General features: G+C 64.3%; 12 protein-coding genes. 6 read left to right on the forward strand and 6 right to left on the reverse strand.

What is annotated here, in order from left to right; translation table 11 throughout:
* Positions 1-4 precede the first annotated feature (4 nt).
* Entirely contained in the window at positions 5-520 is a 516-nt protein-coding gene (gene xrtH, locus H7A19_10080; protein ID MCP5475170.1) for an exosortase H, read from the reverse strand.
* Between the two features lie 182 nt (positions 521-702).
* Between xrtH and H7A19_10085 the strand changes: the two genes are divergently transcribed.
* From H7A19_10085 to H7A19_10110, 6 genes are all read left to right on the forward strand, one after another.
* Positions 703-1,257, forward strand: a complete 555-nt coding sequence (locus H7A19_10085; protein MCP5475171.1) for a shikimate kinase — start codon at positions 703-705, stop codon at positions 1,255-1,257.
* Positions 1,254-2,336, forward strand: a complete 1,083-nt coding sequence (aroB, locus tag H7A19_10090; GenBank protein MCP5475172.1) for a 3-dehydroquinate synthase — start codon at positions 1,254-1,256, stop codon at positions 2,334-2,336. Before H7A19_10085 ends, aroB begins: the two co-directional genes overlap by 4 nt.
* A gap of 69 nt (positions 2,337-2,405) precedes the next feature.
* On the forward strand, positions 2,406-2,681 hold the full coding sequence (locus tag H7A19_10095) for a WGR domain-containing protein (protein ID MCP5475173.1): 276 nt from the start codon (positions 2,406-2,408) through the stop codon (positions 2,679-2,681).
* Between the two features lie 22 nt (positions 2,682-2,703).
* Positions 2,704-3,606, forward strand: a complete 903-nt coding sequence (locus H7A19_10100; GenBank protein ID MCP5475174.1) for a hypothetical protein — start codon at positions 2,704-2,706, stop codon at positions 3,604-3,606.
* A 36-nt stretch (positions 3,607-3,642) separates the two neighbouring features.
* On the forward strand, positions 3,643-4,707 hold the full coding sequence (locus H7A19_10105; protein MCP5475175.1) for a uroporphyrinogen decarboxylase: 1,065 nt from the start codon (positions 3,643-3,645) through the stop codon (positions 4,705-4,707).
* A gap of 422 nt (positions 4,708-5,129) precedes the next feature.
* Entirely contained in the window at positions 5,130-8,222 is a 3,093-nt protein-coding gene (locus H7A19_10110) for a hypothetical protein (GenBank protein ID MCP5475176.1), read from the forward strand.
* Between the two features lie 170 nt (positions 8,223-8,392).
* Here the strand turns inward: H7A19_10110 and H7A19_10115 are convergent, their stop codons facing one another.
* The 5 genes from H7A19_10115 to H7A19_10135 form a co-directional block, all read right to left on the reverse strand.
* Positions 8,393-9,955 (reverse strand): M20/M25/M40 family metallo-hydrolase, encoded by a 1,563-nt coding sequence (locus H7A19_10115; protein ID MCP5475177.1) that lies wholly within the window; start codon positions 9,953-9,955, stop codon positions 8,393-8,395.
* 199 nt (positions 9,956-10,154) lie between these two features.
* The gene (locus H7A19_10120; protein ID MCP5475178.1) at positions 10,155-12,179 is read right to left on the reverse strand and encodes an AAA family ATPase; all 2,025 of its coding nucleotides are present in this window, start codon (positions 12,177-12,179) and stop codon (positions 10,155-10,157) included.
* Between the two features lie 239 nt (positions 12,180-12,418).
* On the reverse strand, positions 12,419-15,004 hold the full coding sequence (locus H7A19_10125) for a serine/threonine protein kinase (GenBank protein ID MCP5475179.1): 2,586 nt from the start codon (positions 15,002-15,004) through the stop codon (positions 12,419-12,421).
* A 145-nt stretch (positions 15,005-15,149) separates the two neighbouring features.
* Positions 15,150-16,547 (reverse strand): SLC13/DASS family transporter, encoded by a 1,398-nt coding sequence (locus tag H7A19_10130; protein ID MCP5475180.1) that lies wholly within the window; start codon positions 16,545-16,547, stop codon positions 15,150-15,152.
* Between the two features lie 144 nt (positions 16,548-16,691).
* Positions 16,692-17,810, reverse strand: a complete 1,119-nt coding sequence (locus H7A19_10135; GenBank protein ID MCP5475181.1) for a hypothetical protein — start codon at positions 17,808-17,810, stop codon at positions 16,692-16,694.
* Between the last annotated feature and the right edge of the window lie 63 nt (positions 17,811-17,873).

Here is a 17,873-nt window from a genome sequence, read left to right on the forward strand (position 1 = left end):
CGCTTCAGGCCGCGACCGGATCAGCCGCGGCGGGTTTCCGACGATCACGGGAAATCCAGCGCAGCCACAGCAGCCACACCACCAGGGCATCGATGATGATCAAGGCCTGCCACAGGTACAGGTGGAACCACTCGAACCAGGTCATGCTCCACTGGCCCATGTAGAACAGGCTGATGATGCGCACCAGATTCAGCAGCTGGATCGCGAAGAAGCCGACAAGGAAGCCGGCCAGCTTCTGCTTCCAGGTCGACGGAAAGGCCGCCAGCGCTGCCACCAGAATGATGATGGCCTCGATGCCATTGCAGCCACGCTCGATGGATACGGCAAAACCATTGGCGGTGCTCTGAATGATCTTGCCGTAGCTGTGGACCTCGCTGTCGAAGAGCTTGATCAACCAGGCGCTGATCTGAGCCAGGGCATCGGTAAAGGGCACCACGAAGTGGGTTTCACCAAACTTCGAGACTTCAAAGGCGAAGAGTGCGGCAAGCACTCCGACAAACACCAGAAAGAAACGGACCATGCGCGAGGGCAATCACAGGCGAACAAAGCGCGGCAGTCTAGCGGATCAATTGTGAAGAAGCGCAGGACGACCACCCACAACAGGCCGATCCCAGCACACCGGATCAGCAAAAGCTGCTTTTTTCAACGCCTTAGAGCTGACAACCTGATTCCTGTAGGTTCAATCGGGTTAGCATGGTGGACATGAGCACGCGCAGGAACCTGTTTCTGATCGGCCCGATGGGTGCTGGCAAAAGCACCGTCGGACGACGCCTTGCGCGCCATCTGGACATGCGTTTTGTTGATCTGGACCAGATGATCGAATCGGAAACCGGCAGCAGCATCGCCTTGCTGTTCGACGTCGAAGGCGAAGGGGCTTTCCGGCAACGCGAAGCGGCCACGCTGGCGCGCGCGACTGAACTCGACGGCATCGTGCTGGCTACTGGCGGTGGCAGCGTACTCGACCCTGGCAGCCGACAACTGCTGCGCGAGAGGGGCCTGGTGATCTATCTGGAGGCGCCGGTGGATCTGCAGCTGGAACGCCTGGCCCGTGATCGCACACGGCCCCTGCTGCGGGCGCCGGATCGGACCCAGCGCTTGATCAATCTGGCGAGCGCGCGAAATCCGATCTACCAGGACCTGGCTGATCTGACCATCACCGCCGACCGCTCCGGACCTGGATCTACCGCACGCCGCACGCTGGCCGCCTTGCATCAGCATCTGAAGGACAAGGACACCAATCGGGAACCCGCAGGATGAAAGTGCAGGAATTGACGGTCGCACTCGCTGACCGCAGCTATCCCATCCGTATCGGCGCTGGTCTGCTGTCTGATCCCGACCCCTTGCGGCGCGCCATTGGCGGACGCCAGGTGCTGCTGCTCAGCAACACCACGGTGGCGCCGCTGTATGCGGCCAAGGTCGAAGCGGCGCTGGCAGGCTTGCGCTGCTCGACGCTGCTGCTGCCTGACGGCGAGCGCCACAAGAGCATCGAGTCGGCGTCCTTGATCTGGCAGGCGCTGGCGGAGCTGGGCGCCCAGCGCAATGCCACGCTGATTGCGCTCGGTGGCGGCGTCATCGGTGACATGGGCGGCTTTGCCGCGGCCTGCTGGATGCGCGGCATCGATTTCGTGCAGATACCGACGACGCTGCTGGCCATGGTCGATTCTTCGGTCGGTGGCAAGACCGGGGTCAATCTGGCCCAGGGCAAGAATCTGGTGGGCGCCTTCTGGCAGCCGCGTCTGGTGCTGGCCGACATCGCCACGCTGCGCACCTTGCCGGAACGCGAGTTCCGGGCCGGCATGGCCGAGGTGGTGAAATATGGCGCGCTTGGCGATGCCGAATTCCTGGCATGGTTGGAAGCCCACACCGCAGGCCTGCGCCAACGAGATGAAGATCTGGTGGCAGAAGCAGTATTTCGCTCCTGTCAGCACAAGGCCGCCATCGTCGCCCGCGACGAACGCGAGTCCGGCGAACGGGCGCTGCTGAATTTCGGACACACCTACGGCCACGCGCTGGAGACCATCGGCCAGTACCAGACACTGCTGCACGGCGAGGCGATCGCCATTGGCATGGTCATGGCGGCACGCCTGAGCGCCCGCCTGGGCTGGGCCGACGCGGCCGACGCCGAGCGCTTGCGCCAGCTGCTGGAAAGTCTGGGCCTTCCTACTGCGCGCCCGGCCGAAGCCTCACCGCAATGCATGGTCGAACTGATGCGTCTGGACAAGAAATCCCTGAGTGATCGTCTGCGCCTGATTCTGTGGCGCGGGGTCGGCCGTGCCGAGATCGCTGATGGCGTGGACGCCACCGAGATCGAAGCCTGTCTGGCGGAACACCCCTGAACAGGGCCGAGCGCAAAGCCTTGACGCGATCCATGCGCGGCGTTGCGGGCTTCGGCTAGACTCCGTCGCATGCGAATCTTCATGCAATCCCTGCCCGGCACGGCCGAGCCACAGCGATATTTCCAGTTGGTCCTGCAGCAGGATCTGCTGGGCGGCTGGACACTGATCAAGGAGACCGGGCAGCAAGGTGCCCGGGGCTCCCTGCGTCGGGAACAGTTTCTCGATCTGGAATCCGCCCAGGAGGCGATGATCAAGGCCCGCGACCAGCAACTGAAGAAGGGGCTGAAAGTGATGTTCAGCCAGGGTGCCGAAGAACCTGGCAGCGGGCGCGCGATGTATGACTGAGTGCCACACCAGGACGCTGAGCATGGCCGTCGGGACGCTGACCTTGTGGCTGGTATCGACCAGCCTCAGCGCCGCAGACGCCGAAAAGATCGTCTGCGTGCCCGCCGCCGATGGCCGCAGCTGGGATTGCGGCAAGGGCGCCGACGCACCGGCCCCGCGCGCGCTGCCAAGCACCCACCAGCGCGCCAAGCCTCCGGAGCCCCCGCCGTTTCTGGTGGATCCCTCTCGCGTTCCCGCCGTCAGTGGCGCATCGAGCTTCAGCACCCCCGCGCCGGCACCAGTGCCGGTCAGACCGGTGGCCGCCGAAGCGCCAGCCGCGCCACGACCGGCGCCAGTGGCGGCACCAGCACCAAGGGCGACGGGCAACGCCGCCAAACCGACGCCTGATCCCGTCTCCGCTCCGGTAGCGCCCCCTGCTTCTACACCAGCCTCGCCCCCGGCTGCGGTTTCGGCATCGGCGGTTGATCCGGTGCCGCCACCCGCTGTCGCTTCAGGAACAGCCTCGACCACACCGCCCACCCCCACACCTGCTTCAGCACCGACACCGGCCCCGCCGCCTACACCCGCGCCTGCTTCAGCACAGACACCGGCCCCAGCGCCGCCACCCGCGCCAGCGCCGGCACCGCGTCAGGCCGCGGCGCTGGGTGCGGCGCAATTGCTGGCTTTGCCGGGTACGCACTACACCGTTCAGCTCACTGCGGCGCGTAGCAGCGCCGGTTTCGAGACGCTGCGCGCCCAACTCGGGCTATCTGCGACTGACACCTACATCGTGTCGCTGCAGCGGGAGGGCGAGGACTGGTCGCTGCTGCTGTGGCGCGATTTCCCCGACCTGCAAAGCGCACGCAGCGCCGCCGCGACGTTGGGCGGCAACTATTTTCCGCGGCGGCTGGAGCCGCTGCAGCAGGAAGTGCGTTCAGCGCGCTGACCCCATTCGAGATCTCCGGAGCACAGCATGAGTCCCATCGACAGCGGACGTCACAACCGTTTTCTGCGCGCCCTGCGGCGCGAACCGGTCGACACCACCCCGATCTGGGTGATGCGCCAGGCCGGGCGCTACCTGCCCGAGTACCGCGCAACACGTCAGCGCGCCGGCAGCTTCATGAATCTGTGTCGCTCGCCGGAGCTGGCCTGCGAAGTCACGATGCAGCCCATCGACCGCTATGAACTCGACGCTGCCATTCTGTTCTCCGACATCCTCACCATTCCCGATGCGATGGGCCTGGGGCTGGAATTCGTCGAGGGCGAAGGCCCGCAGTTCGCCCGCCCGCTGCGTTCGCTGGCCGACATCCAGAAACTGGGGGTGCCCGACCCGGAAGTCGAGCTGCGCTACGTGCCCGACGCCGTGCGCGTGATCCGCAAGACATTGAACGGCCGCGTACCCCTGATCGGCTTCGCCGGCAGTCCGTGGACGCTGGCCTGTTACATGGTCGAGGGTGGCCCCAGCGAGCGCTTCGAGCACATCAAGGGCTTGATGTGGGATCAGCCGCATGCGCTGCATCAGCTGCTGGACGTGCTGACGCGCTCGGTCCAGAGCTATCTGGAAGCCCAGATTCGCGCTGGCGCCCAGGCGGTCATGATCTTCGATTCCTGGGGCGGCATTCTCGCACCGGGCGACTACCGCGAGTTCTCGCTGGCCAATCTGACGCGCCTGAGCCAGGGCATCGATCGTGGCCCGGACAATGTGCCGATCATCGTCTTCAGCCGTGGTGCCAACGGCCATCTGGAAGCGCTGTCGCAGATCGGCGCAGACGCGCTCGGCCTGGACTGGACCGTGGACTTGAGCGAGGCCCGCGTGCGCACTGGCGGTCGCGTCGCGCTGCAGGGCAATCTCGACCCCACCGCGCTTTACGCCTCACCCGCCAGCCTGCGCCGGCAAGTGGACATGGTGATCCGCGATTACGGCCTGGGCCCCGGCCACATCTTCAACCTCGGCCACGGCATCACCCCTGGCGTAGCTCCCGAGCAGATGAGCGTACTGGTCGATGCCGTGCACGAGTTCGGGCGCAATCGCGAGCTGCTCGCCTGAGCTGGAAGCAGCCGCGATCTGAATCCAAGGCCTTTCAGGCGCTCACCCGGGCTCGGGAATCGAAAGTGGGTGCGGCAGCACCGACCGGATTGCTGTGGGCGCTGAACCAGGCCGCGACCGGACTGTTCGGTGGCACCCCGGCTGCTTGCCTGTCGCGAGACTACCCCAACAGCAGACTGATGGCCTCCGGAAAAGGGAAGTCCGTCCGGGCAATGTCAATATTGACAAGCTCGATTGCAAATTGTGACAATTTGACGTGGGTCATCCGAGCTGATCGATCGACCCTGCGGATTTCGCGTCGATTATTAGAGTGCGGCAATCGCTGCAATCACCTTGCGCCTCGCCGCTGCGACTGATTCAGCCCCGTTATCCGCGAATTCGAGACCTCCATGCGCCCGAAGGAGTTTTGCTGTGCCGACCTGATGACACCACGTACCGCCACCTGTCGGCAACGGCTGGCGACTTGGCGTGCACTGGTATTGCTGGCAGTGATGCTGCCAGCGCTGGCCTTGGCCCAGGTGTCTGTGGATATGGTCAGCAGTGGCGATCCCGGTGATTCGGGCAACGGAGAAAGCCCTACTTTGCAGATCGGGCCCAAGCGATCGATCAGCGACGATGGGCGCTACGCGATTTATGTGAGTCTGGCCACAAATCTGGTCGATGGCGTCGTTGACCACAACGGCGCCAGCGACGTGTTTCTGTTCGATCGTGTCCTGGGTTCTACACAGCTGGTTTCCCATAGTGCCGATTCGCTGCTCACGGCGGCCACGCGCGAGTCTCGGCCTGGCGCCATCAGCGGGGACGGCCGTTGGGTGGCGTATTCCAGCTTCGCCACCGATCTGGTGTCAGGCGTAAGTGATGACAACGACAAGGCCGATGCATTCCTCTATGACCGCATCGACGGCGCGACGGTGCTGGTATCGCATGCAGCCGCGTCAGCGACGACGAGCGCCAACGATTTTTCTTATCCGATAGCGCTCAGTGCCGACGGTCGCTGGTTGTTGTACTACAGCCAGGCCAGCAACCTCGTGCCCGGGGTGACCGACACCAATTCCGACATCGACATGTTTTTGTACGATCGGATGTCAGGCAACTCCACGCTGGTATCGCATACCGCAAATTCGGCCTTGGTGGCCGCAGGCTGCTCGCACCAGAATGCCGATCTCAGCGCCGACGGGCGCTGGGTGGCATTCACCACAACATCGGCGAGCATCGTGCCGAACGTCATCGACAGCAACAATGCCAGCGACAGCTTCTTGTTTGACCGCGATACCGGCACTAACCGCCTGGTAACGCACTCTGCGAACTCGCCTACCACCACGGGAAACGTCGGCGGTCGTGCAGTCGACCTCAGCCCGGACGGACGCTGGGTGCTCTACGGGAGCTCCTCGACAAACCTCGTCGCGGGCCAGGCAGAGGGCAATACCTCCAATGATGTGTTCATCTACGATCGCGACCGCGGCGAAAGCACGCTGGTGTCGCGATCTGCCGGATCGAGCACGCTTACCGGCAACAAACGCAGCGACGCCATCTCGATCAGCAGCGACGGTCGCTGGAGCCTTTATTACACCCAGGCCAACAACGTTATGGCAGGCGCAACGGGCACTGGATTCGAAAACGCCTATCTGTTCGATCGCAACACCGGTCTGGCAACGCTGGTGTCTTTCTCCGGTGCGCCGACGCATACGGTGGGAATCGGGCTAGACAAACGGTTGTCATTGAGTTCCGATGGGCGCTTCGTTTTGTGGAACACGAACGGCAGCGTGGTCGGCGGCATCACTCACCAGAGTTCCGGTGACAATGTCTACCTGTTTGACCGCCAGAGCGACAGCAACGCGCTGATATCGAGTTCAGCATCAATCCCGATGAGCACCGGCAGCGCCGAGTCACTACCCATCGGCATCAGCGCGGACGGCGGTGCCATCCTGTTTTTCAGTGATGCCCGCGATCTGGTTTCCGGCATCGCCGACAGCAATGGCAGCAAAGACGTATTTCTTCGTGATCGCGTGAGCGGAAGCACCCAGTTGGTTTCGCGCGTCGCTGATTCTCGCCGGACGACGGCGAATGACCGGCCCGAAGCCAAGGATCTCAGCGCTGATGGGCGCTTCGTGCTGATCAACAGTTGGGCGACCAATGTCGTTGCTGGGCAGATTGACAGCCCTTACATCAGCAATGACGTTTTCCTGCATGACACCGTGAACGATCAGAATTTGCTGATTTCCCGATCGACCGCTGGGGCGAGCATCACGGCAAACGGACAATCCGATGCGATTGCACTCAGCGCTGACGGGCGCTGGGCCCTGTTTGCGACGGTTGCCACAGATATTGTCTCCGGCGTGATTGACAACAATAACGGCGCTGCTGATCTGTATCTCTACGATCGCTCAAGCGCCCAGAGTACGCTGATCTCTCACGCGGCCGATTCCCCGCTCGCTGCGGCCAATCGCGGCGCTACTGGCCGGGCAATGAGCGCAGATGGCCGCTGGCTGCTGTACGACAGCGAAGCCACCGATGTGATCCCCGGCATGAGCGACACCCTCAACAGCTCAGATGTTTTCCTCGTCGATCGAGTGAGCGGCGCCCGAACCTTGGTGTCGCATTTGGCCGGCTCCCCATTGACGACTGCCGATGGCGATTCGGTCGCTATCGACATGAGTGCCGACGGGCGCTTTGTGCTGTATCGCAGCGATGCGACCCACATCATTCCCGGGCAAGTGGGCTCGGGCGCGTTTCTTTACGACCGCGACACAGGGCTGACGGTACTGGCATCGCGAATTGCCGGATCGCTATTGACCGGAATGGGCGACCTGGGAGTCGTGCTGCTCAGCGCTGACGGACAAACAGTGGTGTATTCCAGCCGCAGCGTCGATGCCAGCAGCGGCATCAGCGACACCAATGGCGATAATGATGTTTTCCGCTTCGACGCCCGCACTGGAACGGTGACCATCGTTTCCCGTTCAGCCGTAGTCCCGAACTCGACGGCAAACAACCAGTCTGAACCAAAAGCGATAAGTGCCGACGGCAAGCGAGTACTTTACGAGAGCTATGCCACGGATCTGATCAGCGGAATCAGTGTCAGCGGCGGCGTCTACGTCTACGATCACGCCAGCGGCCAGACGCTGCCGATCTCGCATGCGCCGGGATCACCCACCGCACCCGCCAACGGTTACTCACGACCCTCCGACATCAGTGCCGACGGCAATCATGTGCTCTTCTACACTCGGGCCACAGATTTGCTGCCGGGGATCAGCGATAACAACGGGGCCAACGATGTGTACGTGCGTGAGCTCGACAGCGGCAACCTGATGCTGATTTCGCGAACCGCCACTTCCGCGACCACCACCGGCAGTCTTGAGTCCAACGTGGGCTGGTTCAGTGCCGACGGCAACACCGCCTTGTTCATGAGCTATGCCGCGGACCTGGATGCGAGCATCGCCGATGGCAACCAAAACGAGGATCTGTACCTCGCCACATTGCCGCGCGAGGCGGCCATGTTTGCCGACGGTTTTGAGTGATGGGGGGTGGTACATCGCCGGGAAAACATGCGTCTTGTGTTTCATGGCATACGATAGCGCTCAAGGCTGTGTTTGCCATCGAACAGCCAAAGCTCTGATCAAAATTTTGCCGGCGTCTTTTGGGCTTTGCCGTGCACCTCGTGTGGTGCGACTGAAATCCGCATGAGCGATCACTGCGTGGCGGAGTCACCCTCGGGCGGGCGCATCACCGCCGCCAGCGTGGCGATGCCGTCCCACAGATGGCCGACGCGCAGATTCTCGTTCTCGGCGTGCTGGTTGTTGTCGGGATTGGCCAGCGGGATCACCAGGGTCGGCGCGCCGGTTTCTTCGGTAATCAGGTACAGCGGCAGGCTGCCGCCAGCGCTCGGCGTCAGCAGCAGGCTGTCGCCGGCCAGCGTGCGCATGGCGGCGGCGACATCGCGGGCAATCGGCAGATCCATGGCCGTGCGTGAAGCCGGATAGCCGCCGGAAAGCAAGCGCAGACTCGCGATCCTGTCGTGTGCGAGGCGCTCGGCCTCGGTCGGCGCGCGGTCGAGAACCAGATAGCCCTGCGCCCGGATGTGGGCCGCCAGGCGCTCGAACTGACCCTGCACGCTGTTGCCCTTGACCAGCCGCAGATCGAGCGTGGCCCGGGCCTCGGTGGGAATCACGTTTCGGGCCTGCTCGCCGACGTCGGCCACGCGGATGCCGTTGATGTTGAGCGAGGGCAGATTGATGGCCTGGGACAGACTCAGCCCCTGGATCTCGCTACCAACCACGCCCAGATCGCGCAGCAAGGCGGCATCGTCATCCGGCGCTGCCGCCAGCGCCGCTTGCTCGGCGGCGCCCAGTGGCTCGACCCCCTCATACCAGCCGGCAATGCGCACGCGACCGTCCTCGTCCTTCATCGAGGCCAGCAACTGCGCCAGCCGCAAACCCGGATTGACGACAAAGTTGCCATAGTGCCCGCTGTGCAGCGGCCGATTCGGACCGTACACACTGAGGTCGACGTTGGCATCGCCACGCACGCCGAACACCAGTTGACGACGTCCGCTCAGGTGTACCGGGCCATCGCAGATCAGCCAGGCATCGGCCGCCAGCAGATCCCTGTTCAAGCGCATGATTTCGCCGATATTCGGTGAGCCCTGTTCTTCCTCGCCGTCGAAAAAGAACTTGATGCTGGCTGTGGGTAGCAGAGCGTTGGCTCTGAGCGCATCGGTAGCCGCCAGAATGGCAAAGACGCCGGCCTTGTCGTCCGAGGCAGAGCGCGCGTACAAGCGCCAGTCCGGATCGATGGGCTGGGAGGAATCGCGCTCCACGACCTCGGGCGCCACATCCAGCCGCCCGCGACGCCAGACCGGCGTCCAAGGATCGCTGGCCCACTCCGACGCATCCACCGCCTGACCATCGTAATGGGCATAGATCACCAGGGTGCGGCTGGCATTCGGCACCAGCCACTCACCATAGACCGCGGGCGGGGCCTTGCCATCGGCACTCTCGAGCAGACGCGGCGACAGGCCACGACCTTGCATCATGGCAACGAGGGCGTTGGCATTGCGGCGGATGGCCGCGCTATCGGTGGCTACATTCGGCAGGCGCAGGAAAGCCTCGTATTCATCCAGCAGCGCATGCTCATGGGTGCGGGTCCATTGTGCGATCATGTCGACATCGCTCGCGGCCGCCGACGCACCGCCGCCCGCCAGCAGTCCCGACATGAACATCAGCAGGAAGATCAGGCTTCTGGCGCGGAACATGGCGGCACCCCTTGAGACCAAAACCCGAGACTACACCCGAAGCCGCACGGCCCTGACCGCCAAACCTGTGCCGGAGCCGACCCGGATCCGGCAGGCAAGCACCAGGGATCCTCCAAACAAGTCGTCATTCCAGCGCGAGCGAGCGCGAGCGGGAATCCACGCATGGGCAAGCGCCTGAGAGCACTGGATCCCCGCTTGCCTAGGCCACCCGCGCAAAGCCGATCGGTCGCACCCGCGCTTCCGGTTTGAGCGCGTGGTCGTTGGCCAGCCAGACCAGCACTTCGCGATCACTCGGAGGCGTTGCCGAGATCGCGATCCGACGGCGTATCGCTGCCAGATCTCCCGGCAGCAGATACGGCAATTCCGTCATGGCGCGGGTCAATGCTGATGTATCCAGTTCACGGACTACGCCATGGCGCTGCAGATAGTCCTCCAACATGGCCACGCGCGCCGGCAGCTCCAGCCAGCCGAAGCGGAACTTGAAATCAAAGCGCCGCATCACCGCTGGATCGAGCGCATCGGGCAAATTGCTGGCGGCGCAGAACCAGCCCTGATAGTCCTCGAGCTGCTTCAGCAATTCGTTGACCTGCGATCGCTCCCAGCGCGCCTGACCCTCGTGACGCGTGCTCAGAAAACTGTCCGCCTCGTCCAGCAGCAGCAGGCCTCGATCACGCTCGGCCTCATCGAAGGCCAGCGCCAGCAGCTGTTCGGTTTCGCCAAGCCAGGGCGACAGCAGATCGGAAGCCCGTTTGACGATCAGCGGCCGCTGCAGGCACTCGGCCAGATGTGCGGCCAGTGCCGTCTTGCCACTGCCAGGCGGGCCGCTCATGAGCAGCCGCGCACCGTCGAGGCGCAGCATGCCTTCCAGCAATTCTGGCAAGGCCGGCTCGGTGCGGACAAAACGCAGATCGTAGGTCGTTGCCGGACGCGGCTGCCAGCGTGCGCGACCGGTGGCGCGCAAACGCGCACCGAGCGCCTCCTCGAATCCACGGTGGCTGTCGACCGCAGCACTGGCCTCACGCGCCAGCGCCCGGAGCTCGGCCGGCGCAATATCCGTGCGCCGACTCAGACCTTCCAGTGCATCTGCCCCCAGGTTCAGGCCGGCCGTGCACCGTTCGACCAGTGCGCGCCGTTGCAGCAGGCCCGGAATAGGCACTTCAATGATGCAGGCGAATCGGCGCAGCTGGGCATCGTCGAAACCCGCCAGCGTATTGCTGATCCAGATGCTCGGCAGCGGCGCATGCTCCAGTTGCTCGTGCAGCCAACCCTTGAACGAGACTGCACGGTGCTTGCCGTCGCGTGCCACATTCGACGACCGGATCACATCCTCCACTTCATCGAACAGCAGCAGCGCGTCCTTGCGCGCTCCCAGCACCAGTTGCGCCTGCGCAAAGGCGGTCAGGCGAGCATGGTGCTCGATCGGTTCATCGTCCTGATCCTGGCAAGGCACGGAGTACAGTTCGCGCCCGAGTTCGCGCGCCAGCACATGTGCAAGCTGGGTCTTGCCCGTTCCCGGGGGGCCGTACAGCAACAGATGCGTCCCCGGCTGACCGAGGCGCAGCAAGGTCAGCGCCCTATCGATTCCGCTCACGTGCGCGTAGTCGTCCAGCGCCAACGAGGGCAAGGCGCAGCGATTGAAATAGCTGCGCGTCAGTGCTTCGAGATCGCGTGCCGGATCCGAGCAATACTCCAACAGCGCATCGCGGACCTCGAAGCGGTAGTCGAGCGAGGTATTGGCGCGATAGTAGGGCGAGACCAGGCCCAGTCGAGCCAATGGCGACCGTCGCGACAACATGCGCGCCACGTTGCGTTCGCGCTCGCCGAGCATGCAGGCGATGGCGCGCAGATGAGGGCGCACGCCGTTGCCGATCGCAGGCTCCAGACTGCTGATGGTCTCACTCAGGTCGGCATCGAGCTGCAACTGGATCAGGGCGCAAAGCAACACGCTTTCGTCGTGTTCGAGTGCGAACACCGTCGCGACGGCATCCACACCGAGCTGTTCGATCGCTTGTCGCCCTTGGTCCGCAGTGGGTTCAATGGCGCGCGCCGCAAACCAGGCGCAACGCTCGTCGAAACTCATCTCGGCCAACCCCAGGCGCGGGGCCAGATCGAGCATTGCCTGATCCAGCGCGCGGCCTTGCCGATGCTGGTGCAGCCAGTACAACAGTCGCCAGCGCATCAGCGCCGCGAGCGTCTGCTCGTTGCTACTTGTAGTCGTATTCATGATGTCCTGATGCGTCGTCAGACGCGATGCCACTTGCCGAAGGAAGACAGAAACACAGACCCGCTAAGCCATCAAATTGGCAGTGGTCAGCTCTTCACGAGGGAGGCAAGTACACGCATGGCGGCGGCCTGTCTGGCAGGCGGTCAGGAATCAGGGCGCGAAATGTACGCCCGTGGGCAACAGGAAGCAAGCGACAAGTTGGGATGCGCTGACAAGCGGGGCAATGGCCCGGTGCCGCCTCAGTCCGCGAGACCGGCGTCCGCCTTGCTGCTGAACTCGGCCGCCCGCGCTTCATCACCAAGTCCCGCATGAGCCTGCGCCAGGCGCTGATAGGCTTCCCGCGTGCGCGGATGCCCGGGGCCAAAACGTGCCTCCAGGGCCGGCAGCACCGCTTCCAGGCGCTGGCGGGCACGCTCGTATTGCTGCTCGGCCAGGTCGCAGGCTGCGGCCTGACTACTGAAGGTGGCGTAATGGATGTGCTCGCGACCCAGAGTGCTCTCGACCAGCGGCAGCAGCTCGGCAAATTCAGCGCTGGCGGCACTGACGCGGCCCAGGCGCAGCAGCAGGGTCGCGTGCTGATTGCGCGCCGCCAGAGTGTCCTGATTCGGGGCGCCGATGTCCTTCTCGATGGCCATGCCGCGCGCGGTCAGTGCCAGCGCTTCGTCGAGCTGATCCAGCTGTGCCAGCGCCCCGGCAAGAATATTCAGATTGGCGACGAATTGCGGACTGCGCTGCTCGTCACGCGCTTCCATGGCCTGAATGACCTCGCGCAGAATCGGCTCGGCTTCGGCCGGACGCTTGAGTGACACCAGTCCGGCGGCGAGCTGGGTGGCCGCATTGAGGGTGGTCCGATGTTCCGGGCCGTAGGCGGCCTTGCGCTTCTCGTAAACCATGCGATACAGCGGCTCGGCCTCGGCCAGCCGGCCCTGGCGATGCAGCGCCTGCCCCAGCGCCTTGACGGTGTACAGCGTCTGCGGATGATCAGCGCCCAGGCGCTCGGTCTCACCCGCCATGACCTCACGCAACAGCGCCTCGGCGGCCGGGAAATCACCCAGGAAGAGCTGTGCGAATGCCAGGTTGTAGCGCGCACCGTCGTATTCTTCAGGCGATTCGCGCGCCAGCGTCGGGCCGTTGCGGGCCAACACCTCATTGATCAGATCGACGGCGGCCTGGGCTTCGCCCTTGGCCTGCATCACCTGGGCCTGGGCCAGGCGTATCTGATCCGCCGCCAGACCGGGATCCAGTCCGGCCTGCTGCATGTCTCGCAGCAAGCCATCGAAGGCCGCCAACGCGGCATCCGGATCACCGCGCTTGCCCAGCTCGATGGCCCGCATTGATTCCAGTTCGAAACGCTCGGGACTGCGCGCGCCGAAGCCTTGTTCCACCCAGGGCTGGGCCCGGGCCAGCAGGCGGTCGACGCGCTCGCTATCACCCAATCCACTCCAGGTGCGCGCCAGCAACATCGCCACCTGGCCGGCAGTGCGCGGCGAACGCTCGCTGTCGAGCGCCCGTTCGGCGCCGTCGAGCACCTCGCTCAGCGGTCGGTCCTGACTGCCGCCGGATTCCGGATCGGCACTGACCAGCATCTGTTCGACAAAACCGTTGACGGCGGTCAGCTCGGCCCCGCGTGCAGTGGCCTCGGCCAGCGCCCGGGTAGCCTCGTCTGCAGCGCGGAGGCTGAATACAGTCGCCGCGATCAACGCCAGCAGGACCACCGCCGCCGCCGCAACCGCGACCCGATTGCGGCGCGTGAACTTCGCCAGCAGATACCAGGCACTGGGCGCGCGCGCCAGGATCGGCCGGTGCTCCAGAAAGCGCGTGAGATCCTCCGCCAGCGCCTGGGCACTCTGATAGCGCGCCTGGATATCGCCCGCGAGCGCCTTCATGACGATGATGTCGAGTTCGCCGCGGAACTCCGGATGGCGTTCCGCCAGCGGCCTCGGCGGTGTGGACTCCCGGCTGCGGATGACTTCGATCAGTGAATTCTCGGTCTCGGCATAGGGCAGCTCGCCGCTCAGCAGTTCGTAGGCGATCACCCCCAGGGCATACACATCCGAGCGCGCGTCGACCCGAGTCGGATCGCCGCTCAACTGCTCCGGGCTCATGTAGTACAGAGTGCCGACGACCTCGCCGACAAAAGTCAGTCGCGCACTCGCAGTGGGCTCGACATCGATGGCCCGGGCAACGCCGAAATCCAGAATCTTGGGTTGATCGTGCTCATCGACCAGAATGTTGGCGGGCTTGAGATCACGATGAACGATGCCGCGCACGTGCGCATGCTGTACCGCTTCTGCCAGCGCGATCAGCACACCCACACGCTTTTCCAGGGACCATGCACCCCGGCGGGCAGCCTCCAGCAGTGGCTGCCCGGCCACGTATTCCATGGCCAGATAGGGCAGTTCGCCGTCTGCAGTCATGGCGCTGCCGCTCTCGTAGACACGGGCAATACCCGGGTGCTCCAGCGCTGCCAGAAAGCGCGCTTCGTGCGCGAAACGCTCGCGCAGGCGCGGGCTCGCGAGCTCCTGGCGGATGGTCTTCAAGGCCACCCGGCGCTCGGGGTTTGGCTGCAGAGCCAGATAGACACTGCCCATGCCGCCGCTGCCGATACGTTCGAGGATGCGATAGGGCCCGATGCGCTCCAGATCGGCAGGCGCAACTGCATCGGATCCGGCCTCCGGCGCAGCGGTTTCCATGGTCACGGCAGCCAGCAGGGCTTCCACCTCGCGCGCCAGTTGCGGGTCGCGACCACGCAGCTCATGCAGCTGATTCTCTCGGCTGGCGGCATCCAGGCTGGACCAGCGGGAAGCGAGTTCACGGGCTGTCATGGATGTGCATCGGTTCCTGAATCGGTTTCGCCCGGCGCCGCCGGGAGGCGATTGTCTCGGCTCGATCGCATGCCTGGCTGTCTGGCAGCGTCATCAACCCGCCGATGCTGCCTTTCGTCTGTCGCGCGGACAACGGCTGCCGCGCTCACAACATCAGCCAGCACAAGCTGGAGATCACAACGACGCCGATCAGATTCACTGCCAGTCCTTCGCGCGCCATCTCGGCGATGGTGATGCGACCGGAGCCGAAGACCACGGCGTTGGGACCGGTAGCCACCGGCAGCATGAAGGCACAGCTGGCACTCATGGCGGCGGGAATCATCAGCAGTTTCGGATCCATGTCGGCGCCGATGGCAGCAGCGGCCAGGATAGGCATCAGCAGCGTAGCGGTGGCGGTGTTGGACGTCACCTCGGTCAGGAAGGTCACGCTGAAGGCAATCAGCACGATGACGGCAATCACCGGCAAGGCACCGAGCCCGCTGCCAATCAGCTCACCCAGATAGCCGCTCAGACCGGAGGCGCCAAAGCCCGCTGCCAGGGCCACACCGCTGCCGAACAGCAGCAGGATGCCCCAGGGCGTACGCTGCGCGTGCTCCCAATCCAGCAATCGCCCGGGCCGCGCGCTCTCTCCGTCCGGAATCAGCGCCAGCACGACGCAGGCCAGCATCGCCACCGAGGCGTCGTTGGCACCCGGCAGATCGAGCCAGCTGCTCCAGCCGCCGAAGGGCTCCGAGCGCGTGATCCAGGCCAACGCGGTCAGCGCGAACACCGTCAGCACCCGACGCTCGGCCGGACGCCAGACACCGGGATTCGGCAACTGCAGGCTTTGTCCTCGCTGCATGCCACGGGTCAGATACAGCCCGATCAGTGGAATGAAACACAGCACTACCGGCAGCCCCCAGCGCATGTAGTCGGTAAAACTGACATCCAGCCCGGTGCTCTGCTCGTAGACCTTCATGAAGATCAGATTCGGCGGCGTGCCGATCGGGGTCGCCAGTCCGCCAACGCTGGCGCCGTAGGCGATCGCCAGCAAGACCGCCAGCACCAGTCGCTGATCCTCGCTGTCGCTCAACACGGCCAGGGCAATCGGCAGCAGCATCAGGCAGGTCGCGGTATTCGAGATCCACATGCTGAGGCTGGCCGACGCAATCAGGAATCCGAACACCAGCGGTCGCCCGCCACGGCCGCCGGTCAGACCCAGCATGCCCAGTGCCAGACGCCGATGCACGCCTGATTTCTCCAATGCCTGGCTGAGCATGAAGCCGCCCATCAGCAGCAGGATCAGCGGATCACCGTAGGATTGCCCGACCTGAGCCGGGGTCAGCACGCCCGCCATCGGCAGCAGCGCCAGCGGCAACAGTGAAGTCAGCGGAATCGGAATCGGTTCGAAGATCCACCAGCTGGCCACCCAGACCGTCAGACCGGCCACGAAGGCCATCGCCGGGGTCTTGCCGACCGAGAGCAGCAGCAGACCCAGGGTCAGACCCAGGGCGGGACCTGCAATCAGCGCCAGGCGGCGTGCGGGGGACAGATCGCTGGGCATGCGCACCCATCGCGTAGTCAGGAGACCCGGAAACCTAGCATGATGCGCGAATCATGGCGCTCCTCGGCGCTCGCGCTTGCCGCATCAGCCGACCGCACTCACGGCAGAATGCGGCCGAGCATCGGTTTCAGATTGCGCGTAGCGTCAGACAGGCTTGCGCTTCGCTCTGGGCTTGTTGGCAGATGCAGTCTGCTTTGAACCCGGGCGGCGTTGCCCGACCACACTTTCGCCCAATCCGGCCGGCGCCAGTCCGGCGATCAGCGTCGCCGTCGCTGGCGCCTCGTAAAAACTCTCCAGCTGGTTGCGGATGCGCCGCTCCAGATAGCCATCGGCCAGTGCCGCCGCCACGGCCGGAACCAGCAGCTGGGCGAGTTCGGAGACCGCATGCTTCTCAGTCACACCAAAGTCGGCCAGCAGTGCCGCCAGTGGCTTGTCCCCATGTTGCTCGAAGAAGGCCCGCACCAGATCGGTGTAGATCGCCTCGAAATACGGCGTCTTCCGAAACTGCAGCCAGAAGTCGAGGCCAATCGCGACCAGATCGTCCATGTCATTGCCGTCGAGCAGGCCACTGTAGTCGGAGATGGGCCGGCTGGCGACGCCCTCCCAGACCTTGTTTCCCAAGGCGCTGATCCGGTTCTGATCAAAGTAGGCGTTGATCGACTGCTCGCTGCGACGGATCGTGCTGCCCAGATTGTGCTCAATATAGGCCTTGACCGTCTTTTCGACGGCGGCCTCCAGGGGCTGCAGGGTCTTGTTGACTGCAAACTTGCCAAGCTTGATCAGCGAGGCCAGCCCGGGAACCTTCTGGGCCAGAATGTTTTCGGTCAGCAGATAATCCTTGATGCCGGTGAACAGCGCTTCGGAGATCTGTTGGCTATAGACCGTGCTGCTGACCAGCCGGTGGATGAGATCGCGCCGGGCGTCCTCAAGGCCTGCCATCTTGGCCAGCGCAGCATCAAAAACCGGACGCGAGCAGATATCAGCGACCGCCGTGTTGCGGTTGGCGGTCGATTCGAGCGCGCGCCGACTCAACGCCATGGCCGTCTCGGCGATGGCGCCAGGCAAGGGACGGTGCACCACCTGGCGGGCAATCAGGCCTGACAACTGATCGGGCGTCATCAGATCACGCAAGCGGGCGGTCCCGAGCCAGACGAACAGCATGGACACTTCGCTGCGCAGCGTCTGGCGCACCCTGCGGGCGCTGAACCGTGCCAGCTCGTGCTGGACATGGGCTTCCAGCAACGCCCTGATCGCCTCGTTCATCTGCGTGCCCACTCCCAGCGGATTACCCGGCCTCACCCAGGAGCGGGGACCGACATGCAGCGG

The organism is Rhodanobacteraceae bacterium (genome assembly GCA_024234055.1).
Classification (GTDB): Bacteria; Pseudomonadota; Gammaproteobacteria; order Xanthomonadales; family SZUA-5; genus JADKFD01.